Origin of the sequence: Nonomuraea sp. NPDC049419, from assembly GCF_040676995.1 — a bacterium.
GTDB lineage: Bacteria > Actinomycetota > Actinomycetes > Streptosporangiales > Streptosporangiaceae > Nonomuraea > Nonomuraea salmonea.
Genome location: NZ_JBFAQB010000002.1, coordinates 982,415 through 1,008,465, shown reverse-complemented (window position 1 = coordinate 1,008,465; position 26,051 = coordinate 982,415). Strand labels below are relative to the sequence as shown.

General features: G+C 70.5%; 22 protein-coding genes and 1 tRNA gene. 19 read left to right on the top strand and 4 right to left on the bottom strand.

Going from position 1 to position 26,051, the window contains the following annotated elements; translation table 11 throughout:
• Positions 1-894: an RNA polymerase sigma factor SigJ gene (sigJ, locus tag AB0K12_RS09885; protein ID WP_364557586.1), complete on the bottom strand. Its 894-nt coding sequence runs from the start codon at positions 892-894 to the stop codon at positions 1-3.
• A 74-nt stretch (positions 895-968) separates the two neighbouring features.
• Here sigJ and AB0K12_RS09880 point away from each other — a divergent pair.
• Positions 969-1,041, top strand: a tRNA-Ala gene (locus AB0K12_RS09880).
• A 59-nt stretch (positions 1,042-1,100) separates the two neighbouring features.
• Here AB0K12_RS09880 and AB0K12_RS09875 read toward each other — a convergent pair.
• Positions 1,101-1,499, bottom strand: a complete 399-nt coding sequence (locus tag AB0K12_RS09875; protein ID WP_364557583.1) for a VOC family protein — start codon at positions 1,497-1,499, stop codon at positions 1,101-1,103.
• Between the two features lie 90 nt (positions 1,500-1,589).
• On the opposite strand from AB0K12_RS09875, the gene AB0K12_RS09870 reads away from it, so the two are divergent.
• Positions 1,590-2,549: a WYL domain-containing protein gene (locus tag AB0K12_RS09870; protein ID WP_364557580.1), complete on the top strand. Its 960-nt coding sequence runs from the start codon at positions 1,590-1,592 to the stop codon at positions 2,547-2,549.
• A 138-nt stretch (positions 2,550-2,687) separates the two neighbouring features.
• On the opposite strand, the gene AB0K12_RS09865 is transcribed toward AB0K12_RS09870, so the two are convergent.
• On the bottom strand, positions 2,688-2,891 hold the full coding sequence (locus tag AB0K12_RS09865) for a DUF4236 domain-containing protein (RefSeq protein ID WP_364557577.1): 204 nt from the start codon (positions 2,889-2,891) through the stop codon (positions 2,688-2,690).
• A 156-nt stretch (positions 2,892-3,047) separates the two neighbouring features.
• Between AB0K12_RS09865 and AB0K12_RS09860 the strand changes: the two genes are divergently transcribed.
• Positions 3,048-3,794 (top strand): metallophosphoesterase, encoded by a 747-nt coding sequence (locus AB0K12_RS09860; RefSeq protein ID WP_364557574.1) that lies wholly within the window; start codon positions 3,048-3,050, stop codon positions 3,792-3,794.
• Positions 3,795-3,838: 44 nt separating this feature from the next.
• On the opposite strand, the gene AB0K12_RS09855 is transcribed toward AB0K12_RS09860, so the two are convergent.
• Positions 3,839-7,231 carry an alpha-L-arabinofuranosidase C-terminal domain-containing protein gene (locus AB0K12_RS09855; protein ID WP_364557571.1) on the bottom strand — a complete coding sequence of 1,131 codons (3,393 nt, stop codon included), beginning with the start codon at positions 7,229-7,231 and terminating at the stop codon, positions 3,839-3,841.
• A gap of 229 nt (positions 7,232-7,460) precedes the next feature.
• Here AB0K12_RS09855 and AB0K12_RS09850 point away from each other — a divergent pair, with 229 nt between their 5' ends.
• The 16 genes from AB0K12_RS09850 (at position 7,461) to AB0K12_RS09775 (ending at position 26,020) form a co-directional block, all read left to right on the top strand.
• Positions 7,461-8,444, top strand: a complete 984-nt coding sequence (locus AB0K12_RS09850) for a LacI family DNA-binding transcriptional regulator (protein ID WP_364557775.1) — start codon at positions 7,461-7,463, stop codon at positions 8,442-8,444.
• A gap of 75 nt (positions 8,445-8,519) precedes the next feature.
• The gene (locus AB0K12_RS09845; RefSeq protein ID WP_364557568.1) at positions 8,520-9,518 is read left to right on the top strand and encodes an ABC transporter substrate-binding protein; all 999 of its coding nucleotides are present in this window, start codon (positions 8,520-8,522) and stop codon (positions 9,516-9,518) included.
• Positions 9,519-9,596: 78 nt separating this feature from the next.
• Positions 9,597-11,108: a sugar ABC transporter ATP-binding protein gene (locus AB0K12_RS09840; RefSeq protein ID WP_364557565.1), complete on the top strand. Its 1,512-nt coding sequence runs from the start codon at positions 9,597-9,599 to the stop codon at positions 11,106-11,108.
• Positions 11,105-12,145: an ABC transporter permease gene (locus AB0K12_RS09835; RefSeq protein WP_364557562.1), complete on the top strand. Its 1,041-nt coding sequence runs from the start codon at positions 11,105-11,107 to the stop codon at positions 12,143-12,145. The genes AB0K12_RS09840 and AB0K12_RS09835 overlap by 4 nt, the downstream gene beginning before the upstream one ends.
• Positions 12,142-13,137 carry a galactofuranose ABC transporter, permease protein YjfF gene (gene yjfF / locus AB0K12_RS09830; RefSeq protein WP_364557559.1) on the top strand — a complete coding sequence of 332 codons (996 nt, stop codon included), beginning with the start codon at positions 12,142-12,144 and terminating at the stop codon, positions 13,135-13,137. The genes AB0K12_RS09835 and yjfF overlap by 4 nt, the downstream gene beginning before the upstream one ends.
• A gap of 272 nt (positions 13,138-13,409) precedes the next feature.
• A complete protein-coding gene (gene chvE / locus AB0K12_RS09825; RefSeq protein ID WP_364557556.1) occupies positions 13,410-14,519 on the top strand; it encodes a multiple monosaccharide ABC transporter substrate-binding protein in 1,110 nt (369 codons plus the stop codon).
• Between the two features lie 59 nt (positions 14,520-14,578).
• Positions 14,579-16,108, top strand: a complete 1,530-nt coding sequence (mmsA, locus tag AB0K12_RS09820; RefSeq protein ID WP_364557553.1) for a multiple monosaccharide ABC transporter ATP-binding protein — start codon at positions 14,579-14,581, stop codon at positions 16,106-16,108.
• A gap of 5 nt (positions 16,109-16,113) precedes the next feature.
• Positions 16,114-17,376, top strand: a complete 1,263-nt coding sequence (mmsB, locus tag AB0K12_RS09815; RefSeq protein ID WP_364557550.1) for a multiple monosaccharide ABC transporter permease — start codon at positions 16,114-16,116, stop codon at positions 17,374-17,376.
• Between the two features lie 80 nt (positions 17,377-17,456).
• On the top strand, positions 17,457-18,470 hold the full coding sequence (locus tag AB0K12_RS09810; RefSeq protein WP_355412953.1) for a LacI family DNA-binding transcriptional regulator: 1,014 nt from the start codon (positions 17,457-17,459) through the stop codon (positions 18,468-18,470).
• Between the two features lie 38 nt (positions 18,471-18,508).
• Positions 18,509-20,146, top strand: a complete 1,638-nt coding sequence (gene araB / locus AB0K12_RS09805) for a ribulokinase (RefSeq protein WP_364557546.1) — start codon at positions 18,509-18,511, stop codon at positions 20,144-20,146.
• A complete protein-coding gene (locus tag AB0K12_RS09800; RefSeq protein WP_364557544.1) occupies positions 20,143-20,814 on the top strand; it encodes an L-ribulose-5-phosphate 4-epimerase in 672 nt (223 codons plus the stop codon). The genes araB and AB0K12_RS09800 overlap by 4 nt, the downstream gene beginning before the upstream one ends.
• On the top strand, positions 20,811-22,271 hold the full coding sequence (gene araA, locus AB0K12_RS09795; RefSeq protein ID WP_364557541.1) for an L-arabinose isomerase: 1,461 nt from the start codon (positions 20,811-20,813) through the stop codon (positions 22,269-22,271). Before AB0K12_RS09800 ends, araA begins: the two co-directional genes overlap by 4 nt.
• 92 nt (positions 22,272-22,363) lie before the next feature.
• Positions 22,364-23,572, top strand: coding sequence for an FAD-binding protein (locus AB0K12_RS09790; protein ID WP_364557538.1), 1,209 nt, complete (start codon positions 22,364-22,366; stop codon positions 23,570-23,572).
• Between the two features lie 90 nt (positions 23,573-23,662).
• Complete coding sequence (locus AB0K12_RS09785) at positions 23,663-24,457, top strand: LLM class flavin-dependent oxidoreductase (RefSeq protein WP_364557535.1); 795 nt, start codon at positions 23,663-23,665, stop codon at positions 24,455-24,457.
• Positions 24,458-24,492: 35 nt separating this feature from the next.
• Positions 24,493-24,885 (top strand): DUF3224 domain-containing protein, encoded by a 393-nt coding sequence (locus AB0K12_RS09780; protein ID WP_364557532.1) that lies wholly within the window; start codon positions 24,493-24,495, stop codon positions 24,883-24,885.
• A 49-nt stretch (positions 24,886-24,934) separates the two neighbouring features.
• Entirely contained in the window at positions 24,935-26,020 is a 1,086-nt protein-coding gene (locus AB0K12_RS09775) for a class I SAM-dependent methyltransferase (protein WP_364557529.1), read from the top strand.
• Positions 26,021-26,051 lie beyond the last annotated feature (31 nt).

The window sequence follows — 26,051 nt, the reverse complement described above, 5'->3', positions numbered from 1 at the left end:
TCAGGCGGCGGGGTGGAGGTGGGCGATCTTGTCGGGGTTGGCCATCAAGTAGATCGTTTCGACGCGGCCGTCCACGATCACCAGGGACAGGACGCCGACGACGCGGTCGCCGGCCGACATGACGATGCCGGGCGCGCCGTTGATCGTGTCCATGGTGAAGGACCAGCCGGGCACGTCCGGCAGGCCGATCGAGGCCATGAACTTGGCGATGTTCTCCTGCGTGGTGATCGAGGCGAGGAAGCGGCCGACGTTCGCCGAGCCGGTGATGGCCCGCAGTGCCGCCCTGGCCTTGCCGCCGCCGTCGCTGACCAGCTGCACCTTGTCGGACAGCAGCGTGATCAGCCCGTCGAGGTCGCCTTCCGCCGCCGCGCCGAAGAACCGCTCGGTGATCCGGCGGCGCTCGTCGCGGTCCACGTCGAAGCGGGGCCGCCGCTCGCGTACGCGCTCACGAGCCCGCCTGGCGAGCTGCCTGACGGCCGGCTCGTTGCGTCCGACGATCTCCCCGATCTCCGCGAACGGCAGGTCGAACGCCTCCCGCAGCACGAACACGGCCCGCTCCAGCGGCGTCAGCGTCTCCAGCACGACCAGCAGCGCCAGCTCGACGGAGTCGGCCAGCGCGGCGTGCTCGGCGACGTCGGGCCCGGTGGAGATCGGCTCGGGCAGCCACGGCCCGACGTACGACTCCCGCCGCGCCTTCAGCTGCCGCAGCCGGTCGATGGCCAGCCGCGAGGTCACCCTGACGAGATACGCCTTGGGGTCGGCGACGTCCGCGCGATCGGCCCCCGACCAGCGCAGCCACGCCTCCTGGACGACGTCTTCCGCGTCGGTCACACTGCCCAGGATGCGGTAGGCGACGGCGGTCAGCAGACTGCGGTGCTCCTCGAAGGTCGGCATGAACCCTAAGACGTACCACACAGGCGCGACGTGACACGAGGGCTCCGAACCTCCGTTACACTTGTTGATCGCAAGGGGCTATGGCGCAGTTGGTAGCGCGCCTCCATGGCATGGAGGAGGTCTGGGGTTCGAATCCCCATAGCTCCACAGGATTTCGAGCAGCGCCCCGCCTGATGGCGGGGCGTTCCGCGTTTCCGGGGGGCTGCTCAGCGGCCGTCGAGCACGGCCAGGTAGTGCGGGTTCCGCATGACGCCGAGCACGTTGCCGAACGGGTCCACCATCGAGGCCGTGACGAAGCCGGAGCCGTCGCCCTGCTCCCTGATCGGCTGGTGCTCCTTGGCGCCCATGCTGAGCAGCCGCTCCACCGTGGCCTCCAGGTCGTCCACGTGCCAGTACATGATGGCGCCCGCCGGCTGCCCGGTCGTGCCGGGCGGGGCGTAGCGGCCGTCGATGATGCCGAACTCGTGCTGGTAGTCGCCCAGGCGGAACTCGACGTATCCGGGGCGGCGGTAGTACGGCTCGACGCCGAGGAACTCGGTGTACCACGCCTGCGCGGCCTCGTGGTCGGCGGCCCAGAACGTCAAGGTGGCGAATCCGCGAAGCATGTCGGTGTCCTTCCGGTTGCTGGTACGAAGACCAGGATGCTCCGGGAAAGTGCTCATCTCCTGACTACTTTTCCGGAGAGAATCGGTGACATGCGAGCCGATCGACTGGTGGCCGCGCTGCTGCTCATGCAGGCGCGCGGCAGGGTGACCGCGGCGGAGCTGGCCGAGGAGCTGGAGGTGTCGGTGGCCACCGCGCGCCGCGACCTGGAGGCGCTGTCGGCGGCGGGCGTACCCGTCTATCCCCAGGCGGGGCGGGGCGGCGGGTGGCGGCTGCTGGGCGGTGCGCGTACCGACCTGAGCGGGTTGTCCTCCTCCGAGGCCCAGGCGCTGTTCCTGCTCGCCGGGCCCGCCGCGCCCGCGACGCCCGAGGTGCGCTCGGCGCTGCGCAAGCTGCTGCGGGCGCTGCCCGCGACGTTCAGGGAGGACGCGGAGGCGGCGGCGAGCGCGGTCGTGGTCGATCCCGCCCGCTGGGGCGCGACCGGGAAGGAGCCGCCCGCCGCGGTGCGGGTGCTGCGGGAAGCCACCGTACGGCGGCGCCGGGTCAGGCTGGCGTACGACGGGCGGGACGGGCGCAGCGAGCGGCTGGTCGATCCGTACGGGCTGGTCGATCCGTACGGGCTGGTGGACAAGGACGGCGTCTGGTACCTGCTGGCCGGCACCGCGCGCGGCCGGCGGACCTTCCGGGTGGACCGGATCACCGGGGCCGAGCCGACGGAGGAGGAGTTCGAGCGGCCCGATGACTTCGCGGCGGGATCCGCCTGGCAGGAGGTCGTCGAGGAGATGGAACGGCGGCGCTCGACGGTCGCGGCCATCGTGCTCATCGCGGCGCGGTTCGTCCCGATCCTGCGGGACAGGTTCGGGCGGCACTGCGAGGTCGTCGGCGAGGAGGAGGACGGGCGGGCCAGGGTGCGGGTGGCGGCGCCGATGGCCGTGACGCTCGCCGAGCAGCTCGCCGGGTGGGGCGCGCGGGCCGAGGTGGTGGAGCCCGAGGAGGTCAGGACGGAGCTGGCCCGCATCGGGGCCGAACTCGTCGCCCGCTACGCCCCCTGACCGGTGAGAAAGGGGCCGGTGAGAAAGGGGCCGGTGAGAAAGGGGCCGGTGAGAAAGGGGCCGGTGAGAAAAGGGCGGGCCGGAGGTATAAGCCTCCGGCCCGTTTCTATGACAAGCGGTCACGAGGACCGCCGAGGGTCAGTAGCGGTGGTGGCGGCGCCGGCCGCCGAACGTCTTGCCGAGGTGGAAGCCGCCGGGCAGGTGCACCGACACGTGACGGCGGCCGTCGGGGGTGGTCGAGACATGGAAGCGGCGGCCGCCGAAGCTGTGGCCGATGCCGCGCCGCGAGAGGTTGATCCGGAACGGACCAACTTTGACCGACTTGCTGTAGTGCCAGCCCACTGTCCCTCCTCCACCGTCATGCGCTCAGTCGGAAGAACGTCCGGAACGGCGGCCGGGTTCCCGGACTGGTCGCGCGTACGCACGCGGAAGTGGCTCTGAGCCCGCCCGCGGGCTCGGTCTACGTTATGAGCAGGACTTGGAGAAGGGGCCACCGACATGATCGTGCTAGCGCATCTGAGCGACGTCCACATCGGCGCCACGGCCGAGACCGTCACCCGTACGGCGGCGGTCATGCGTTACCTCGACGCGCTGCCCGCCGACCTCGACGCCGTGCTGGTCACCGGCGACATCGCCGACCACGGGACGGCCGAGGAGTACGAGAGCGCCGCCAAGCTGCTCACCTCCCGCCACCCCGTCCTGATCGGCCCGGGCAACCACGACGTGCGCGCCGAGTTCCGCCGCGTCCTGCTGGACCGGCCGGCCGACGACCGGCCGGTCAACCAGGTGCTGCGCACCCCGAACGCGATCTACGCGATGTGCGACTCCTCCATCCCCGGCGAGGCGGCGGGCCACCTGGAGGACGAGACGCTCGACTGGCTCGCGGGCGTGCTGGCGGGCAGCGGCGGACTGCCGGTGTTCGTGGCCTTCCACCACCCGCCGGTCATGCTGCACGGCCCTGGCATCGACGGCATCAGGATGCACAGGACGGACCGCCTCGAGGCGCTGCTCGCCGAGCACCCGAACGTGCCCGCCGTGCTGGTGGGCCACGCGCATACGGCCGCCGCCACCACGTTCGCGGGCCGGCCGCTGCTGGTGGGCGGCGGCGTGGTGTCCACGCTGAAGCTGCCCTGGGAGGGCGGCGTCAGCTTCGCCGAGGCCATCGACTACGCCCTGCCGCCGCTGATCGCCTTCCACGTGTTCGACGGCGCCAGGATGACCACGCACTACCGCGTCGTGCCGTGAGCGGGGACGGGCCCCCTGGGCCCAGGGGGCCCGTCCCCGCACGGTCACCGTTCGGTGAGCTCGATGAACGTCACCGAGTACGCCGGGAAGTCGTAGGTGAAGGCCGAGGAGAAGCCGTTCACCCGCTGCCGCCGCGGCGAGACGCGGTCGGGGTCGGACAGGGAGTTGACGTCGGAGGGCGACCCGGTCAGCGTCGTCACGGTGGCCGACGGGCGGAGCCGGGCCGAGCCGAGGTCCACGCTCCCGCGTACGGCACTGTCCTGCGCGTTGACGACCTTGAGCGTGATCGACTTCCCGTCCCTGGAGACCACCTGGTAGAGCGGCTCCACCCGGGAGGCGTCGACGAACTCGTTGACCTTCTCGCCGTCCAGCCAGGTCGTGATCGTGCGCCCGCTGACCTGCACCTTCAGGTGGTAGTCGCGGCCGGTCCCGACGGTGGTGGAGGAGGTGGCGATGGACGACTTGCCGCCGTTGACCGCCTTCTCGACGGCGGACTGGGTGTTGTTCCAGCCGCCGACGTTCCACCAGTAGAAGTTGCCGCTGTCGCGGGCCCCGAACATGATCAGGAAGCCCTCGGCGCCGGCGGTCTTGCGTGCCGTCACCTCGATCGTGTAGTTCGACCAGTCGGCAGAGCCGGCCGTGGACCTGGCGTCCTCGACCTGCGCGGTCTGGACGTACGCGCCGTCCTGCACCGCCCACGTGCCGAGCCCCGGCGACCAGCGGCCGGCGCCGGCCGAGAAGTCGTCCGCCAGCAGCACGGTGCCGTCGGCGGCGGTGACCTTGACGTCGTCGTAGCGGACCGCGGTGTTCCACGCGCCCAGCCCGACGGCGCCCCTGATGTCCTCGACCGGCCGCGGCTCGCCCTCGAACCTGCTGGGCACGACCCGGTCGCCGACGTTCGTGGCGAACAGGCGCTGCACGTGGTAGCTGGGCGAGCCGTACGCCTGGTCGTTGTCGAACCAGATGAGGTCGGGCGACCAGTCCACGTAGTCGACGTTGGCCAGCAGCGGCGCGTACGACGCCAGCTTCACCACGTCGGAGTTGCGCTCGATGCCCGTCAGGTACGACGCCTCGCTCAGCGCGTTGTAGAAGGTGTTGCCCCGGGAGGCGTACTCGCCCACGAACACCTGCGGCCCCTCGCGGTCGTAGGAGTCATAGCGGTGGTTGTTGGCGAGGAACCAGTCGGGGTTGTTGTAGTAGTGCTCGTCGACGAGGTCGGCCTTCTGGTCGCGGGCGAACTGCCACATCCGGTCGAACCAGGCGCCCTGCGAGGTCTGTCCCGAGTTACTGATGATCGTGATGTCGGGATGCTTCGCCCTGATCGCGGCGGCGAACTTCGGATAGTGGGTGAAGAACTCCTCGTAGATCTCCTCGTTGCCGAGCCCGATGTACTCCAGGCCGAACGGCTTCGGATGCCCCATCTCGGCCCGCTTCTTCCCCCAGGTGGAGGTGGCGGGGCCGTTGGCGAACTCGATGAGGTCGAGCGTGTCCTGCACCCAGCGGGCCAGCTTGGCCTCGTCGGTGAGCGGACGGTTCTCGCCGCAGCCGTTGACGCCGACCGACAGCACCGGCAGCGCCTTCGCCCCGATGTCCTCGGCGAACTGGAAGTACTCGTAGTAGCCGAGGCCGTAGCTCTGGTTGTAGCCCCAGAAGTTGAAGTTGGTCGGCCGCTCCTCGACCGGGCCGATCGTCTCTTTCCACTGGTAGATGCGGCGCCGGTCGCCGGTCTCCGCGTACGGGTCGTAGGTGCCGACGTTCGTCACGCAGCCGCCGGGGAAGCGCAGGAACCGCGGTTCGAGGTCGGCGATCAGCTTCGCCAGGTCGGCCCGCATCCCGTGCCCCTTGTACGTCTCGCGCGGGAACAGCGAGACCATGTCGAGGTCGGTCCGCCCGGCGGGCGCCTGCACGACGAGCCGCCCCGCGTCGGTCGTGGCGGAGGCGGTGAACGACGCCCGGTACTCGGCCCAGCCGCCCGCCTTCACCCGGACGGTGGCCCGGCCCAGCACCGTCGTGCCGTCCTCGGCGGTCACCGTGAGCGTGCCCGGCTCGCTGCGCCTGGCCCACAGCGACAGGTCGTAGCGCTCGCCCTCGCGCAGCGGCAGGCCCCGGTTGAAGCCGGCGTTGCTCACCCCGGCAGTGCCCGTCCCGGTCACGTCGAGGCGCAGGTAGTTGCGGTTGTTCGCGTTGAGCGGGCGGTCGCCGGTGACGGCCAGGGCGGCGGTGGCGCCGCGCTCGGCCTTGCTCCAGGCGGTCAGTCCCGTGTAGGTGGGCTCGTCGGTCGCGTTGAACTCGAACGAGCGGTTCTGCACCAGCTCGGCGTACAGGCCGCCGTCGGCGGCGTGGTTGATGTCCTCGTAGAAGACGCCGTACAGGTCGGGGCTGACCTTCGTGCCCTTGGCCCGGGTGTCCACGGTCAGCTCGCCGGTGGTGTACCCCTCGACGCGGAACTTGGCGGGCGGCGTGCCCATGACGAGCGCGCCGCCGCTGACGGCGACGGCGCGATCGCCCGAGGTGAGCGTGACCTTGCCGCCGCCCGCGTCGGTGAGCTTGAAGACCGAGCCCTGGGCGGACAGGCGCACCTTGGCCGCCGCCTCCAGGTACTTCCCGCCGGCCACGTCCTTGAGCCTGACGCCGTCGCCGCTCGGCTCGGCGGTGAAGGCCAGGCTCGTCATGCCCGCCGACGCCGAGGCGCGCACCGCGCCCGAGCGCTCGGCCGTCAGGTACGGCCGCTCCGCCGCCCGCAGCGTGAACGTCCCCTCCGGCACCACTGCCCGGCCGGGAGCCGCCTTGATCGCGAAGTAGTCGAAGCCCACCCGCATGGAGGTGCCGTTCTGGGCCGAGAGCCCGAACAGCCCGACCTGCCCGACCGCGAGCCGGGCGGTCATCCTGGACGCCTCCACCCACGCGGCGCCGTCCCAGTAGGAGGAGACGAACGCGTCGCCGGTGCGCGCCAGCTTGAGCACCTCGGCGGTGGAGCCGGGCCGGGGCGAGAAGGCGGAGGTGAAGGCGGCGCCGACCTCGGTGGCCGTCTCGATGACCGGGCCGCCTTCGAAGCCGACGTGGGCGAGCCCGGCGCGCACGTAGTTGTCCCAGTCCTGCCAGGCCAGCAGGCCCGCGCTCTGGTAGTCGAGCGCCACGGGGGCGCTGAGCCGGGTCACCACCTCGAAGTCGCCGTCGGGGACGTCGACGAGGAAGAGGTTGCGCGCGGTGTTGGTGGCCTGGTGGGTGTCGCCGGTGGAGGTGTCGAGGTGCAGGGCGCCGCCGGACAGGCTCCAGCGGGAGTCGTCGGGGGACAGCACGCTCCAGTCGGGGCCGAGCGTGGTGCCGTCGAACTCGTCCACGACGGCGCCGTCGGGTAAGGCGGGTTCGGCGGGCGCACGGGCGGGCGCCACCAGGGAAGCGGCCACGAGCAGGGCCGACAGGATGATGCGCGACATGAGCGGGGGGCTCCTCACGGGTTGTTAGCGTTAACACGGAAGTGAGCGTTAACAAGCGCGATCGGCGCCACGTTAGGGACGTCCGACCAGGGGCGTCAAGAGGCGGCTGTGTAACCCGACCGTAATCCGGCGAGCCCTTGACGGAAGGGATTGTGAGCGTTCACAGTCGGGGCCAAGCCAGGAAAGGAGCACGGCCGTGAGATCCACCCTGGGGCGCCGCCTGCCGGTCATGGCCGACGTGGCCAGAGAGGCCGGCGTGTCGCATCAGACCGTCTCACGCGTGCTCAACGACCATCCGAACGTCCGCAGCGAGACCCGTACGCGGGTGCTCCAGGCCATCGACAAGCTCGGCTACCGCCGTAACCTCGTCGCCCGAGCCCTGGTCACCAAGCACTCCAGGACGCTCGGCGTGGTCAGCTTCGACACCACCCTGTACGGCCCGGCCAGCACCGTCTACGGCATCGAGCAGGCGGCCAGGGCGGCCGGCTACTTCGTCAGCATCGTCAGCCTCACCTCGATCGACAGGGCCGGCGTCCGCGACGCCCTCGACTACCTGGCCGACCAGGGCGTGGACGGCGCCGTGGTGGTCGCGCCGCAGCGCTCGGCCGCCCAGGCGCTGGCCGACCTGCCGTCCGGCATCCCCACGGTCGCCGTCGAGGGCGGGCAGGCCGGCGAGGTGTCGGTGGTCTGCGTCGACCAGGTCGCGGGCGGCAGGCTCGCCACCGAGCAGCTGCTCGCGCTCGGCCACGAGACGGTCTGGCACGTCGGAGGTCCCTCCGACTGGCTGGAGGCGGAAGGGCGGGTGGCCGGGTGGCGGGCCGCGCTGGAGGAGGCGGGCCGCGAGGTCCCGCGGCCGCTCGCCGGTGACTGGAGCCCGCGATCGGGCTACGAGGCGGGCCGCGGCCTGGCGAGCATGAGGAACGTCACGGCGGTCTTCGTCGCCAACGACCAGATGGCGCTCGGCGTGCTGCGGGCGTTCAGTGAGCAGGGGGTGAGAGTGCCCGAGCAGGTGAGTGTGGTCGGCTTCGACGACGTGCCCGAGTCGGCGTACTTCTCCCCGCCGCTCACGACCATCAGACAGGACTTCGGCGCGGTGGGAAGGCACAGCATCGAGGTGCTGGTACGGCAGCTCAAAGGCGGCCTCGACCAGCGGGAGCGGCTCGTGGTGCCGCCCTCGTTCGTGGCCAGGGCCAGTACGGCCCCTCCGGCCTGAGCGAGCTGTGGAAAGGCAGGACGCGCTGGCGCCCAACCGGGCTTGTTAGCGCTCACATCGAAAGGAACCCCCCACGTGTTAAGAAGGATCTCGGCGCTGGTGCTCGCCGGACTCACCGCGTTCGCGGTGGCGTCGTGCGGCAGCGAGGGCGGCGGCGGCACCGGTGGCGACGCGGGTGCCGGTGGCGGGACGGACGACACGATCGTCATGGGCTTCTCCCAGGTCGGCGCGGAAAGCGGCTGGCGCACCGCCAACACCAAGTCCGTCCAGGAGTCGGCGAAGGCGGCGGGCATCGAGCTCAAGTTCTCCGACGCCCAGCAGAAGCAGGAGAACCAGATCAAGGCGATCCGCTCGTTCATCCAGCAGCGGGTGGACGTGATCGCCTTCTCGCCGGTGGTGGAGTCGGGCTGGGACCCCGTGCTCAACGAGGCCAAGAACGCGAAGATCCCGGTCATCCTGACCGACCGCGCGGTCGACTCCCAGGACACCTCCCTCTACAAGAGCTTCCTCGGCTCCGACTTCATCGAGGAGGGCAAGAAGGCCGGCCAGTGGCTGGTCGAGGAGTACAAGGACTCCTCCGACACCGTGAACATCGTCGAGCTGCAGGGCACGACCGGCTCGGCCCCGGCCAACGACCGCAAGGCCGGCTTCGCCGAGGTCATCCAGGCCGACGCGAAGTTCAAGATCATCGCCTCGCAGACCGGCGACTTCACCAGGGCCAAGGGCAAGGAGGTCATGGAGGCCTTCCTGAAGTCCAACCCCGACATCGACGTCCTCTACGCCCACAACGACGACATGGGACTCGGCGCCATCGAGGCGATCGAAGGCGCGGGCAAGGTGCCCGGCAAGGACATCAAGATCATCACCGTGGACGCCGTGAAGGACGGCATGCAGGCGCTCGCCGACGGCAAGATCAACTACATCGTCGAGTGCTCGCCGCTGCTCGGCCCGCAGCTCATGGACCTCGCCAAGAAGGTCGTCGCGGGCGAGGAGGTGCCGACCCGGGTGGTGACAGAGGAGACCACGTTCACCCAGGAGCAGGCCAAGGAGGCGCTGCCCTCCCGCCAGTACTGACCCGCAGGGCGTGACGACGACGAGCGGCGGCCCGGAGCAGGCGCCCGGGCCGCCGCCCCAACGGAAGGGGAAAGGCACATGGCCGTACCCGCGCCGGTCCTGACGATGAGCGGGATCGGCAAGAGGTTTCCGGGGGTGACGGCCCTGGACGGCGTGAACCTGCGGCTGCTGCCCGGCGAGGTGCACGCGCTGATGGGCGAGAACGGGGCGGGCAAGTCCACCCTGATCAAGGTGCTCACCGGCGTGTACGCCGCCGACGCCGGCACGATCGAGCTGGGCGGGGCGCCGGTGGCGTTCGCCAGCCCGCTGGAGGCGCAGCAGGCCGGCATCAGCACGGTCTACCAGGAGGTCAACCTCTGCACGAATCTGTCCGTGGCCGAGAACATCCTGCTCGGCAGGGAGCCGCGCCGCCTCGGCCGCATCGACTGGCGGCGCATGCGGGCCCGCGCGGGTGAGCTGCTGGCCCGGCTGGAGCTGGAGCTGGACGTGGCGGCGCCGCTGTCGTCGTACTCGCTGGCCGTCCAGCAGATGGTGGCGATCGCGCGGGCGATCGACATCGACGCGCGGGTGCTGATCCTGGACGAGCCGACCTCCAGCCTCGACGCCGACGAGGTGCGCCAGCTGTTCAGGGTGATGCGGCGGCTGAAGGAGGAGGGCATCGCGATCCTGTTCGTCTCGCACTTCCTCGACCAGATCTACGAGATCTCCGACCGCATGACGATCCTGCGCAACGGCCGGCTGGTCGGCGAGTACGCCACCCGCGAGCTGCCGCAGGTCGAGCTGGTCGCGAAGATGATCGGCAAGGAGCTGGCCGCGCTGGAGCGGCTGCACGGCACGGCCACGGTGTCCGACACGCCGCTGGTCGAGGCGCGCGAGCTGGGGCGTACCGGGGCGATCGAGCCGTTCAGCCTGACCATCCACGAAGGCGAGGTGGTGGGGCTGGCCGGGCTGCTCGGCTCCGGCCGTACGGAGATCGCCCGGCTGCTGTTCGGCGCCGACCACGCGAGCACGGGCGAGATCGCGGTCGGCGGCGCACCGGCGTCCTTACGCACGCCGCGCACGGCGATGACCCACAACATCGCGTTCTGCTCGGAGAACCGCAAGACCGACGGCCTGATCCCCGACCTCACCGTCCGCGAGAACATCATCCTGGCCCTGCAGGCCACCAGGGGCTGGACCAGGCCGGTGCCCCGCGACCAGCAGGACGAGCTGGTCGGCAGGTACATCAAGGCGCTCAACATCAGCCCGCCCAACCCCGAGCACCTGGTCCGCGACCTCAGCGGCGGCAACCAGCAGAAGGTGGTGCTGGCGAGGTGGCTGATTTTGGAGCCCAGGCTGCTCATCCTCGACGAGCCGACCCGCGGCATCGACGTCGGCGCGAAGACCGAGATCCAGCGCCTGGTGGCGGAGCTGTCGGACGGCGGGATGGCGGTGCTGTTCATCTCGGCGGAGCTGGAGGAGGTGCTGCGGCTCAGCCACAAGGTCGAGGTGCTGCGTGACCGCCGGCTGGTGGCCGAGCTGCCCAACGACGCCGAGCTGACCACCGACGTGCTGATGGAGACGATCGCGAGCGGAGGCCGGGCCTCATGAGACGCCTGATGTGGCCGGTCGTGGTGCTGGTCCTGCTGCTGGCGCTGAACGTGTTCTTCACGCCCGGCTTCTTCTCGATCGAGGTCAAGGACGGCCACCTGTACGGCAGCCTGATCGACATCCTGCGCTTCGGCGCGCCGCTCATCCTGGTCTCGCTCGGCATGACGCTGGTCATCGCGACCGGCGGCATCGACCTGTCGGTCGGCTCGGTGGTGGCCATCTCGGGCGCGCTGGCCTGCCTGCTCATCAGCGAGGAGGCGAGCCTGTTCACCGCGGTGGCGCTGGCGCTCGGGCTGTGCCTGGTGCTCGGGGTGTGGAACGGGTTCCTGGTCGCCGGCATCGGCATCCAGCCGATCATCGCCACGCTGATCCTCATGGTGGCCGGGCGCGGGCTGGCCCAGCTCATCACCGACGGGCAGATCATCACCGTCAACAGCCCCGCGTACAAGGTGATCGGCGGCGGCTACTTCCTGACCGTGCCGTTCGGCATCCTCATCGTGGTGGCGGTGCTCGCGATCACCGCGTTCCTGACCAGGCGGCTGGCGCTCGGCATGCTGATCGAGTCGGTCGGCGGCAACGCCGAGGCGAGCAGGCTGGCGGGCATCAGGTCGCGCGGCATCATCGTCATGGTCTACGCCTTCGCCGCCCTGTGCGCGGGCGTCGCGGGCCTGATGATCAGCTCGAACGTCTCCAGCGCCGACGGCAACAACGCGGGCCTGTGGATCGAGCTGGACGCGATCCTGGCCGTGGTGATCGGCGGCACGTCGCTGGCCGGCGGGCGCTTCTCGCTCGGCGGCACCGTCCTGGGCGCGCTCATCATCCAGACGCTGACCACCACCATCTACTCGATCGGGGTGCCGCCGGAGACGACGCTGCTGTTCAAGGCGCTGGTCGTGACCGCGGTCTGCCTGATCCAGTCGCCGGCGTTCCGGGCCAAGGTGATGCGGCGGCGCGGGCGGGCTGCGCCGCCGGGCCCGCCGGCCACGGCGGCGGCACCCAGTGAGGCGACGAGCACGCCGGACGGAGTGAGATCATGAGCACGATGAGCGGGACGGCGGCGCTCGGGCGGGTGCCGGTGCCGGCGAAGTATCTGCCGGTCCTGGTGACCGGCTGCCTGTTCGTGGCCATGTTCGTGGCGGGCGGGATCCGCTACGAGGGGTTCGCGCACGGGCAGGTCATCCTGAACGTCTTCATCGACAACGCGTTCCTGCTGGTGGTGGCGGTGGGGATGACGTTCGTGATCCTGACGGGGGGCATCGACCTGTCGGTGGGGTCGGTGGTGGCGCTGTCGACGATGATCGCGGCCAGCCTCATGTCGGGGCCCGGATGGCCGCCGTACCTCGTGGTGCCGCTGGTGCTGGCCATCGGGGCCGGGCTCGGGCTGGTGATGGGGTACATCGTGCACGCCTTCGACATCCAGCCGTTCATCGTGACCTTGGCGGGCATGTTCCTGGCGCGCGGGCTCTGCTACACGATCGGCACCGACTCGATCCCGATCAGGGACGCCACGTTCACGGCGTTCGCGCAGACCAGGGTCGATCTGTTCGCCGATCTGTGGATCTCCCCGAGCGTGGTGATCGCGGTGGTGGTGGTCGCGGTGGCGGCGTACGTGCTGCACTACACCCGCTTCGGCCGGTCGGTCTACGCGACGGGCGGCAACGCGCAGTCGGCGCTGCTCATGGGGCTGCCGGTGGGCCGGACGAAGATCATGGTCTACACGATCAGCGGGTTCTGCTCGGCGCTCGGCGGGGTGCTGCTGTCGTTCTACATGCTCTCCGGCTACGGCCTGCACGCGGTGGGCATGGAGCTGGACGCGATCGCGGCGGTGGTCATCGGCGGCACGCTGCTGACCGGTGGCACCGGGTTCCTGCTGGGGACCGTGCTCGGCGTGCTCGTGCTCGGCCTGATCCAGACCGTCCTCAGCTTCGAGGGGACGTTGTCGTCGTGGTGGACGAAGATCGTCATCGGCATGTTGCTCTTCGTCTTCATCCTCCTGCAGCGGCTGTTCTCCGCACGAACACGGAGGTGAGGAGGGGGTAACCGTAAAGAAACCTGCCCAATCGATCGGCCGACCAGGCGTCGTGCCTGGTCAGGCCGGAGAGCGAGGGCCCGAGCATCCGACTGGAAAGTTACCATCAGGTTATGCCCCGGCGTTGACATAGTCTTTGTTAGCGATAACAATCGGGCGAAGCAGGTGTGAACTTTGTTCTGATTCGTCACGTTCTGTGGCTGAATCTCCTCACTTTACCCGGCAGCAGCCGCGTTCCAGCGCTGCCGCGACCCCTATGGAAAGGGACACTCATGAGGTTGGGACGGATCGGGGGCGTGGTGTCGGCCATCGCGCTCGCCGCGACCATGACGGCGTGCGGATCGAGCACGAAAACCGTCGACGCCGAAGCCTCCGCAACGGCCGCGGCAGGCAACGCCGGCGCCCTGATCGGCGTCACGATGCCCACCAAGTCCTCCGAGCGCTGGATCCATGACGGCGACAACGTCAAGAAGCAGCTCGAGCAGCTCGGTTACAAGGTCGACCTCCAGTACGCCGAGAACGACATCCCGACGCAGGCCAACCAGATCGAGAACCAGATCACCAAGGGCGCCAAGCTCCTGATCATCGCCTCGATCGACGGCACCGCGATCACCTCCCAGCTGCAGCAGGCCGCCGACGCGAAGATCCCGGTCATCGCCTACGACCGGCTGATCCGCAACAGCCCCAACGTCGACTACTACGCCACCTTCGACAACTTCAAGGTCGGCGTGCAGCAGGCGACGTCCCTGCTCAAGGGCCTCGGCGTCGAGGACGGCAAGAAGGGCCCGTTCAACGTCGAGCTGTTCGGCGGCTCGCCCGACGACAACAACGCCACGTTCTTCTGGAACGGCGCCATGTCGGTGCTCCAGCCGAAGATCGACGACGGCACCCTGGTGATCAAGAGCGGCCAGACCGACTTCAAGCAGGCCGCCATCCTGCGGTGGGACCCCGCCACGGCGCAGAAGCGCATGGAGGACATCATCACCAAGACCTACACGGGCTCCACCAAGGTCGACGGCGTGCTGTCCCCCTACGACGGCCTGTCCATCGGCATCCTTTCTGCGCTGAAGAGCTCCGGCTACGGCAAGCCGTACCCGATCGTGACCGGCCAGGACGCCGAGCTCCAGTCGGTGAAGTCGATCATCGCCGACGAGCAGTACTCCACGATCTTCAAGGACACCCGCAAGCTCGCCGAGCAGACGGTGAAGATGGCCGACGCCGTGCTCAAGGGCCAGCAGCCCGAGGTGAACAACACCAAGGACTACGACAACGGCAACAAGGTCGTGCCCTCGTACCTGCTCGACCCGGTGATCGTCGACAAGAGCAACTACAAGGACGTCATCGTCGGCGGCAACTACTACACCGAGGACCAGCTCAAGTAAGGGACCGTGCCCCTGGGGACGACCGTCTCCCAGGGGCTCTCCCTGAACGCGAGGGGCATATGACCGAGCACATCTTGCGGATGAGCGGGATCACCAAGACGTTCCCCGGCGTCAAAGCACTCCAGGACGTCAACCTGTCGGTGCGGCACGGCGAGATCCACGCCATCTGCGGCGAGAACGGCGCAGGGAAGTCGACGCTGATGAAGGTCCTGTCCGGGGTCTACCCGCACGGGGACTACGAGGGCGAGATCTTCTTCGAGGGGCAGCGCTGCGAGTTCGGCGGCATCCGCGACAGCGAGCACGCCGGCATCGTCATCATCCACCAGGAGCTGGCGCTCAGCCCGCAGCTGTCGATCGCCGAGAACATCTTCCTCGGCAACGAGCGCGCCAGCCGCGGCTTCATCGACTGGAACCGCACCAACTACGAGGCCGCCGAGCTGATGCAGCGGGTCGGCCTGCGGGAGAACCCGACGACGCCGATCTCCGACATCGGCGTGGGCAAGCAGCAGCTCGTCGAGATCGCCAAGGCGCTGTCGAAGAAGGTGAAGCTGCTCATCCTCGACGAGCCCACCGCGGCGCTCAACGACGACGACTCCGCGCACCTGCTCGACCTGCTGCGCGGGCTGCGCGACGAGGGCATCACCTGCGTGATCATCTCCCACAAGCTCAACGAGGTGACCGCGATCGCCGACGCCGTCACGATCATCCGCGACGGGCGCACGATCGAGACGCTGAACATGGCCACCGACGCCGTCACCGAGGACCGCATCATCGCGGGCATGGTCGGCCGGGCGCTGGACAACCGCTTCCCGCCGCACGAGCCGACGATCGGCGACGAGGCGCTGCGCATCGAGGACTGGACGGTGTTCAGCCCGAGCCAGCCGGACCGCAAGGTCGTCGACGGCGCCTCCCTGATGCTGCGGCGCGGCGAGATCGTCGGGCTGGCCGGGCTCATGGGCGCCGGCCGCACCGAGCTGGCGATGAGCCTGTTCGGGCGCACGTACGGGGTGCACATCTCCGGCAAGGTCTTCAAGGACGGCAAGCCGATCGAGATCCGCAACGTGCAGGACGCGATCAACCACGGCATCGCGTACGCCTCCGAGGACCGCAAGCGCTACGGGCTCAACCTCATCCAGGACATCAAGACCAACATCAGCGCCGCCGGGCTCAAGGGCCTGGCCAAGCGCGGCTGGGTGAACGAGAACGAGGAGTACCGGGTCGCCGAGGAGTTCCACAAGAGCATGAACATCAAGGCCCCGAGCGTCGCCAGCATCGTGGGCCAGCTCAGCGGCGGCAACCAGCAGAAGGTCGTGCTGTCGAAGTGGATCATGACCGAGCCGGACGTGCTCATCCTCGACGAGCCCACCCGGGGCATCGACGTCGGCGCCAAGTACGAGATCTACACGATCATCAACCGGCTCGCCGACGAGGGCAAGGCCGTGCTCGTGATCTCCTCTGAGCTGCCCGAGCTGCTCGGCCTGTGCGACCGCATCTACGCACTCTCCGAAGGACGCATCACCGGCGAGGTACCCCGCCAGGAGGCCACCCAGGAAAGCCTCATGTATCTCATGACCAAGGGACAGGAGTAGCTCCCATGAGCAGCATCACGCCCACCGGCCTGCGTGAGGCCGGCGCCGCGGGCGACGGAGGAGCGCCCAAGCAGCCGGGCCGGGTGTCGCTCGGCGGCATATCGCTCAACCTGCGCTCCAGCGGCATCTACATCGCCTTCGCACTGATCGTCGTGCTGTTCTCGGTGCTCACCGACGGCGCGCTGCTCACGCCGCAGAACATCTCCAACATCATCGTCCAGAACTCCTACGTCCTGATCCTCGCGATCGGGATGATCCTGATCATCATCGCCGGGCACATCGACCTGTCGGTCGGCTCGGTGGTGGCGGTCACGGGAGCGCTGGCCGCGGTGCTGATGGTCAACATGGGCTGGCCGTGGCCGCTGGCCCTGCTCGCCACGCTGGTGGCGGGCGCGCTGATCGGCGCCTGGCAGGGCTACTGGATCGCGTACTTCGGCATCCCGGCGTTCATCGTGACGCTGGCCGGCATGCTGCTGTTCCGCGCGCTGACGCTGACCGTGCTCGGCAACCAGGGCATCGGGCCCTTCCCCGACCAGGTCCGTACGCTGGCCAACGGCTTCACCGACGGCTACCTCGGCAACATCGGCCTCGGCCCGCTCGGCGGCGCCGACCTGTTCAGCCTGCTCATCGGCGTCGTCGCGATCGCCGGCATGTTCACCGCCCAGTGGCGGGCCCGCGCCGCGCGCAAGGGGTACGGCCAGTCGGTCGAGCCCATGGCGCTGTTCGTGCTGAAGCTGGCGGCGGGGACCGCGCTGATCCTGTTCCTGGTCGTGCAGCTGGCCAGGTTCAAGAACCTGCCGTGGGTGCTGGTGCTGCTGGCGATCCTCGTGCTGGCGTACTCGCTGATGGCCAACCGCACGGTCTTCGGCCGGCAGATCTACGCCATCGGCGGCAACCTGCAGGCCGCGATCATGTCCGGCGTGAAGGTCAAGTCGGTCGTGTTCTGGATCTTCGTGAACATGGGCGTGCTGTCGGCCATCGCCGGCATCATCTTCGCCGGCCGGCTCAACCAGGCGGGCCCGACCGCGGGCAACAGCTTCGAGCTGGACGCGATCGCCGCGGCGTTCATCGGCGGCGCGGCCGTGCAGGGCGGCGTCGGCAAGGTGGTCGGCGCGATCACCGGTGGCCTCATCATGGCCGTCATCAACAACGGCATGTCGCTGATCGGCTCGCCGAGCGAGCGGGTCATGCTCGTCAAGGGCGCGGTGCTGCTGGCCGCCGTCGCGTTCGACGTGTGGACCAAGCGCAGGGCGGGCGCCGGCCGCTGACGGCTCGGGGGAGCCCGCGGCACCAAGATCCGGTACCCGGGCTCCCCTGAGTAAGATCCCCCAGAGCGAAAGGAGAGACCGTGACGACACCGAAGCGTCGCCTGCCGGTCATGGCCGACGTGGCCAAGGAGGCGGGCGTGTCGCATCAGACGGTCTCCCGGGTGCTCAACGACCACCCCAACGTCAGGCCCGACACCCGCGCGCGGGTGGAGGAGGCGATCAGCCGGCTCGGCTACCGCCGTAACCTCGTCGCCCGTGCCCTGGTCACCAAGCGCTCGCGCACCCTCGGCGTGGTCAGCTTCGACACCACCCTGTACGGCCCGGCCAGCACGATCTACGGCATCGAGCAGGCGGCAAGGACGGCCGGCTACTTCGTCAGCATCGTCAGCCTGAAGTCGCTCGACACCGCCAGCGTCCGCGACGCCATCGGCTACCTGGCCGAGCAGGGCGTGGACGGCGTCGTGGTGGTGGCGCCGCAGCGCTCGGCCGGCCGCGCCCTGGAGAGCCTGCCCCCTGGCATGCCGGCCGTCGCGGTCGAGGGCACCCACAGCGCCGACGTGTCGGTGGTCTGCATCGACCAGGCGGAGGGGGCCAGGCTCGCCACCCGGCACCTGCTCGACCAGGGCCACGAGACGGTCTGGCACGTCAGCGGCCCGCACGACTGGCTGGAGACCGAGGGCCGCCTCGAGGGCTGGCGCTCGGCGCTGGAGGAGGCGGGCAGGCCGGTGCCCGAGCCGCTGGCCGGCGACTGGAGCCCCCGCGCCGGCTACGAGGCGGGCAAGAGCCTGGCCGCGATGGACGGCGTCACCGCCGTCTTCGCGGCCAACGACCAGATGGCGCTCGGCGTGCTGCGCGCCCTGTCCGAGAAGGGAGTGCGGGTGCCCGACCAGATGAGCGTGGTCGGCTTCGACGACATCCCCGAGTCGGAGTTCTTCTCGCCGCCGCTCACCACGGTCAGGCAGGACTTCGACGTGGTGGGCCGGCACTGCATCGAGGTGCTGCTGCGGCAGATCGACGTGGGCCCGACCGCGTTCGAGCGCCTGGTCGTGCGGCCGAGCTTCGTGGTGCGGGCCAGCACCGCCCCTGTTCGGTAGATGATGGGGCATGCCCCCGGAAACCCCTGGAGTTCAATGTGAACGCTAACAAGTACGTCGTCGGAGTGGACTTCGGCACGCTCTCAGGGCGCGCCGTCGTCGTACGCGTGAGCGACGGCGCCGAGCTGGGCAGCGCCGTCCACGAGTACGCCCACCGCGTCATCGAGCAGACCCTGCCCGGCACCGACGTGCGCCTCGGCCCCGACTGGGCGCTGCAGTCGCCGCAGGACTGGATCGACGTCATCAAGATCGCGGTCCCGCAGGCCATCGCCGCGGCGGGCGTGCCGGCCGCCGACGTCGTCGGCATCGGCACCGACTTCACCGCCTGCACCGTCCTGCCGACCACGGCCGACGGCACGCCGCTGTGCGTCGAGACGCCGGACGAGCCGCACGCCTGGCCCAAGCTGTGGAAGCACCACGCCGCCCAGCCGCACGCCGACCGCATCAACGAGCTGGCCGCGCGCCGCGGCGAGAGCTGGCTGCCCCGCTACGGCGGCAAGATCTCCTCCGAGTGGGAGTTCGCCAAGGCGCTGCAGCTGCTGGAGGAGGCCCCCGAGGTCTACGCCAGGACCGAGCGCTGGATCGAGGCCGCCGACTGGATCATCTGGCAGCTGACCGGTGTCGAGAGCCGCAACATCTGCACCGTCGGCTACAAGGGCGTCTTCCAGGACGGCGGCTACCCGTCGCGGGAGTTCCTCGCCGAGCTGAACCCCGGCTTCGCCGACTTCACCGCCAAGCTCGCCACCGGGCAGGTCGGCGACGACGTGGGCGGTGTCACGCTGGCTCCGCTGGGCGGCCTGGCCGGCCGGCTGACCGCGCGCGCCGCCGAGTGGACCGGCATCCCCGAGGGCGTCGCCGTGGCCGTCGGCAACGTGGACGCCCACGTCACCGCGGCCGCCGCCGACGCCGTGCGGCCCGGCCAGATGGTCGCCATCATGGGCACCTCCACCTGCCACATCATGCCCAGCGACCGGCTGGCCGAGGTGCCCGGCATGTGCGGCGTCGTGCAGGACGGCATCGTGCCGGGCCTGTGGGGCTACGAGGCCGGGCAGTCCGCGGTCGGCGACATCTTCGGCTGGTTCGTGGACTCTTTCGGGACCGAGGGCCACGACGAGCTCACCGCGCTCGCCGAGAAGCAGGCCGTCGGGCAGCACGGGCTGGTCGCGCTCGACTGGTTCGGCGGCAACCGCTCGGTGCTGGTCGACCACAACCTGTCCGGCGTGATCGTCGGCCAGACCCTGGCCACCCGGCCCGAGGACGTCTACCGGGCGCTCATCGAGTCCACGGCGTACGGCGCCAGGATGATCGTCGAGACGTTCGAGCGGTCCGGCGTGCCGGTCGAGGAGTTCGTGGTGGCCGGCGGGCTGCTCAAGAACTCCTTCCTCATGCAGGTCTACGCTGACGTGCTGCGCCGCCCGCTGTCGGTCATCGGCTCCGACCAGGGGCCCGCGCTCGGCTCGGCCATCCACGCCGCCGTCGCCGCCGGCGCCTACCCCTCCATCGAGGAGGCCGCCGCGGCGATGGGCAAGCGCACCGAGCGGGCGTACGAGCCCGACCCGGCCCGCGCCGACGCCTACGACCGGCTCTACGCCGAATACCGCAGGCTGCACGACTTCTTCGCCGACGGACGGATGCTGCACACGCTGCGCGCGATCAGGAACGAGGCAAGCGCATGACAACCCCCGATCTGGCCACCCTCCGCAGGACCGTCGCGGACCTGCACGCCGAGCTGGTCCGCTACGACCTGGTGGTGTGGACGGCCGGCAACGTGTCGGGCCGCGTCCCCGGCGAGGACCTGTTCGTCATCAAGCCGTCGGGGGTCTCCTACGACGAGCTGACGCCGGAGAACATGGTCGTCTGCGACCTCGACGGCAACCTGGTCGAGGGCGAGCACTCGCCGTCCAGCGACACCGCCGCGCACGCCTACGTCTACCGCAACATGCCGGACGTGGGCGGCGTCGTGCACACCCACTCCACGTACGCCTCGGCGTGGGCCGCCCGCGGCGAGGCGATCCCGTGCGTGCTGACCGCGATGGCCGACGAGTTCGGCGGCGAGATCCCGGTGGGGCCGTTCGCGCTCATCGGCGACGACTCGATCGGCCAGGGCATCGTCGAGACGCTCAAGGGCCACCGCTCCAAGGCCGTGCTGATGCAGAACCACGGGGTGTTCAGCATCGGCAAGGACGCCAAGGCCGCGGTGAAGGCCGCCGTGATGTGCGAGGACGTGGCGCGTACGGTGCACGTGGCCCGCCAGCTCGGCGACCCGCTGCCCATCGCGCAGGACGACATCGACCGCCTGTACGACCGCTACCAGAACGTCTACGGACAGAGGAGCCCGCGTTGAAGATCTGGTTTCTGACCGGCAGCCAGGGACTGTACGGCGAGGACACGCTGCGCCAGGTGGCCGAGCAGTCGCGGCGCATCGCCGAGCAACTGCCCCTGCCGGTGGAGTGGAAGCCCGTCCTGACCGACGCGGCGGCCATCCGGCGCGTGATGCTGGAGGCCAACGCCGACGACGAGTGCGCCGGCGTGATCGCGTGGATGCACACGTTCTCCCCGGCCAAGATGTGGATCGCCGGGCTGGACGCGCTGCGCAAGCCGCTGCTGCACCTGCACACGCAGGCCAACGTCGAGCTGCCGTGGGCGACCATCGACATGGACTTCATGAACCTCAACCAGGCCGCGCACGGCGACCGGGAGTTCGGGTTCATCCAGACGCGGCTGGGCGTGCCGCGCAAGACCGTGGCGGGGCACGTCAGCGACCCGGCCGTGGGGCAGCGCATCCTCGCCTGGCACCGGGCGGCGACGGGCCTGGCGGAGCTGCGCACGCTCAGGCTGGCCCGCTTCGGCGACAACATGCGCGACGTGGCGGTGACCGAGGGCGACAAGGTCGAGGCGCAGCTTCGCTTCGGCGTGTCGGTCAACACCTACGGGGTCAACGACCTGGTCGAGGCCGTGGACGCCGCCTCTGAGGCGGACGTGACGGCGCTGGTCAAGGAGTACGAGGAGCAGTACCGCGTCGCTCCCGAGCTGCTCGGCGACCGCAACGACTCGCTGCGTTACGCGGCCAGGATCGAGCTGGGCCTGCGCGGCTTCCTGGAGGCGGGCGGCTTCCGGGCGTTCACCACGAACTTCGAGGACCTCGGCGGCCTGCGCCAGCTCCCCGGCCTGGCCGTGCAGCGGCTGATGGCCGACGGCTACGGCTTCGGCGGCGAGGGCGACTGGAAGACCTCGGTGCTGCTGCGGACGCTGAAGGCGATGACCGGCGGCCAGGGCGGCACGTCCTTCATGGAGGACTACACCTACGACATGACGCCGGGCGAGGAGCTCATCCTCGGCGCCCACATGCTGGAGGTGTGCCCGTCGATCGCGTCAGGCACGCCGTCGTGCGAGATCCACCCGCTCGGCATCGGCGACCGCGAGGACCCGGTGCGGCTGGTGTTCGACGCCGAGCCGGGCCCCGGCATCGTGGTGGGCCTGGCCGACATGGGTGACAGGTTCCGGCTGGTGGCCAACGAGATCGACGTGGTGGCGCCGCCGCAGCCGCTGCCCAAGCTGCCGGTGGCGCGCGCGGTGTGGCGCCCGCGGCCGGACCTGCGCACCTCCACCGAGTCGTGGCTGACCGCCGGCGCCCCGCACCACACCGTGCTGTCGCAGGCGGTGGGCCGCGAGGAGCTGACGGACCTGGCCGAGATGCTGGGCGTGGAGCTGGTGATCATCGACGCCGGCACCACGACCGAGCGCTTCGCCAAGGAGCTGCGCTGGAACCAGGCGTACTACCGGCTGGCTCAGGGCCTCTGATCGTCCGCGAGTTCCCGTGCCGCGAGCGGCCGCGCGGGAACTCGCGGCACCCGCCGTGACCTGGTGGGAAGGGTTGTGGGAAGGTGAGGCGCGTGACGCTGACCAATTGGGCGGGAAACACCACATTCCACGCTAAAGAAGTCCATCATCCGACGTCCCTTGACGAGCTGCGGCGGCTCGTCGCGGGCAGCAGCAGCGTACGGGCGCTCGGCAGCGGCCACTCCTTCAACCAGGTCGCCGACACCGCCGGCGACCTGGTCGTTCTGGACCGCATGCCCGAGCTCGTGGAGATCGACAGCGCCGCCGCCAAGGTGCGCGTCGGCGCCCGCACCACCTACGCCAGGCTCGCGCCGCTGCTGCACCAGGCCGGGTTCGCGCTGGCGAACATGGCCTCGCTGCCGCACATCTCCGTCGCGGGCTCGGTCGCGACCGGCACCCACGGCTCCGGCGTCACCCAGCCGGGCCTGGCCGCCGCCGTCTCCTCGATCGACCTGGTCACCGCCGACGGCTCCGCGCTGACGCTTTCGCGCGGCGCCGCCGACTTCGCTGGCGCCGTGGTCTCGCTCGGCGCGCTCGGCGTCGTCACCTCGCTCACGCTCGACCTGGTGCCCGCCTTCGAGCTGCGCCAGTACGTCCGCGAGGGCCTGACCCAGGACGCGCTCGCCGACTTCGAGGCCATCATGGCGAGCGGCTACAGCGTGAGCCTGTTCACCGACTTCCGCGACACCCGCGTCTGGCTCAAGCGCGAGGACGAGCTGACCACCCCCGGCTGGTACGGCACCACCCCCGCCGACGGCCCCCGCCACCCGCTGCCCACGATGCCGGCCGACACCTGCACCGGCCAGCTCGGCGTCCCCGGCGCGTGGTACGACCGGCTGCCGCACTTCCGCGCCGACTCCCCGCCCAGCGGCGCGGGCGACGAGCTGCAGTCGGAGCTGCTGCTGCCCAGGGAGCACGCGGTCAAGGCGCTGCGCGAGCTGTTCGCGATCGGCGATCGCATCCGCCCGGCCCTGCAGATCTCCGAGATCCGCACGATCGCCGCCGACGACCTGTGGCTGAGCCCCTTTAACGGCCGCGACACCGTCGGCATCCACTTCACCTGGGTCAGAGACGTCGCCACCGTCATGCCCGTGCTGGAGCTGGTGGAGGAGACGCTGGCGCCGTTCGACCCCAGGCCGCACTGGGGCAAGCTGTTCACCCGGTTCCCCGAGTGCCCTGAGCGGTTCCGGTCGCTGGTGCACCGGCTCGACCCCGCCGGCAAGTTCGGCAACGCGTTCACCCGCGTACTGCTGGGGGAGTAGCGCGGCGGCGGGAGGTGCGCTCCCTGACGTAGCCGGGCGCGGGTCCCGGAGAGGATGTGCCGGGGCCCGCCTCCGGGCGATCGTGGGGGCATGACCGATCACCCGTTCAGGTTCGGCGCGGTAGCCGGACGAGCTCCCGACGCCGGCGCGTGGGCCGGCCTCGCCCGCCGGGCCGAGAGCCTGGGCTACGCGACCCTGCTGGCGCCCGACACGCTGGGGACGTTCTCGCCGTTCCCCGCCCTCGCCGCGGCGGCCGCGGCCACGACCAGCCTGCGCGTCGGCACGTACGTGCTGAGCGTCGCCAACCGCACCCCGCGCGCGGTCGCGTGGGAGACCGAGACCCTGCAGGCGCTCAGCGGTGGCCGGTTCGAGCTGGGACTCGGCGCCGGGCGGCCGGACGCCGAGCAGGACGCGGCGGCCCTCGGCCTGCCCTACGGCACGCCGGGCGAGCGCGTCGAGCGGCTCACGCGGACCATCGACGCCGTGGAGAGCGTGCCGGAGAACGTGCCGATCCTGGTGGCCGCGTCCGGCACCAGGCTGCTGCGCCTGGCCGCGCGCAAGGCCGGCACGATCGCGCTCGGCGTGCCGGCGCAGCACACGGAGGAGCAGGTGGCGGCCAAGCTGGACGAGCTGTACGAACTGTCCGGCGACCGCTTCCACGACCTGGAGCTGGCCATGAACCTCGCCTACGCCGGCGAGCGGCCCCCCGATTGGGTCGTGAGCCGCTTCGGCGCGAGCGGCACCGGCGTCCTCGTCGGCACACCCCGGCAGATGGCCGACACGCTGCTGCGCCGCCGCGACGCGCTCGGCGTCTCGTACGTCACGGTGAACGCCCAGTTCATGGACGCCTTCGCCCCGGTCGTGGAACACCTCGCCGGTACCTGACATGATCTGACAGGTATGGCCGCCACGATGGCCACATGACAGCGAAAGGCACTTTCGACCTCGTCAATGTGACGCCGCAGGCGCCCCTCCACGAAAGCGACGGCGTCTCGATCGGGCTCGTGACCATCGACAAGACCTGGCACGGCGACCTGACCGGCACCAGCGTCGTCACCATGCTGGCGACCGCCACGCCGGTCGAGGAGTCGCGCTCGTACGTGGCGATGGAACGCATCGAGGGCGCCCTGCACGGCCGGCCCGGCTCGTTCGTGGTGCAGCACGACGCCGTGAGCGACGCCAGCGCCCAGTCGCTGCGCTGCCGGGTGGTGCCGGACTCGGCGACGGGCGGGCTGCGCGGCCTCAGGGGCGAGATCGCCATCTCCATCGCCCCCGACGGCACCCACTCCTACACCTTCGACCACACGCTCTGAGGTAAAGCAGTGGCCGTGCGGGGGCGGCACGTGAAACGGTCGAGTCCTGATGATCCAGTGGACCGAGGCAGGACTCCAGAGATCGGCGCCGTGGCGATCCGTGCTGGGCGCGCCGCCGCCCGCCCGGGTGGTGGCCGCCGACGACCGTACCAACGCCGGCACCGCGTACAAGCTGGCCTGTGAGGGCACCGCGCTGCTGTGGCAGGGCGACTTCCACAACGCGCGGCAGCTGCTGTCGGCCATGGGGCGGCGCTGCAAGCCCGCCGCTCCCGGCAGCGGCTTCCACCGTCACCGGCAGGCCCAGACGCAGCGCGCCCGTACGCTCGGCATGCTGCTCATCCCCTACGACGCCGACCACGTGGTGCCGCTGCGGCGCGCCCCCGACGTACGCGAGGCGTGCGCCGCGGTGCACGGCCCGCACGCGCCGCCCGCGGTGGGCCCGCTGCGCGAGCTGCTCGGCCTGATCGGCGCCCACGAGTGGCGGGTCAAGGGCGTGCACGTGCCCGCGCTCGACGCTCGCATCCACCCCCACCACGGCGTCTTCTCCCCGATCAGGGGCGAATACGTGGATCTGGTGGCCGGGGCGCCGCTGCCCGCCGACCGGCTGGCCTTCGACGTCGGCACCGGCACGGGCGTGCTCGCGGCCGTGCTGGCCAGGCGCGGGGTGCGCCGGGTGGTGGCCACCGACCTCGACGAGCGGGCCGTCGCCTGCGCCGGCGAGAACGTCGCGAGGCTGGGGCTGGCCGATCGGGTCGAGGTGGTGCGGACCGACCTGTTCCCGCCGGGGCGGGCGCCGCTGGTCGTCTGCAACCCGCCGTGGCTGCCCGCCAAGCCGGTCTCGCCGCTCGACCACGCCGTCTACGACCCGGGCGGGCGCATGCTGCGCGGGTTCCTCGACGGGCTGGCCGAGCACCTGGAGCCCGAGGGGGAGGGCTGGCTCGTGCTGTCGGACCTGGCCGAGCATCTGGGGCTGCGCAGCAGGGCGGAGCTGCTGGAGGCGTTCGAGCGGGCGGGCCTGCGGGTGGCCGGCCGGCTCGACGTGACGCCCCGCCACTCCCGTTCCCGCGACCCCGGCGACCCGCTGCACGCCGCCCGCGCCGCCGAGGTGACCTCGCTCTGGCGGCTCACCCGCTGACGGCCATGCCGACCTGGCAGGACGTGGCGGC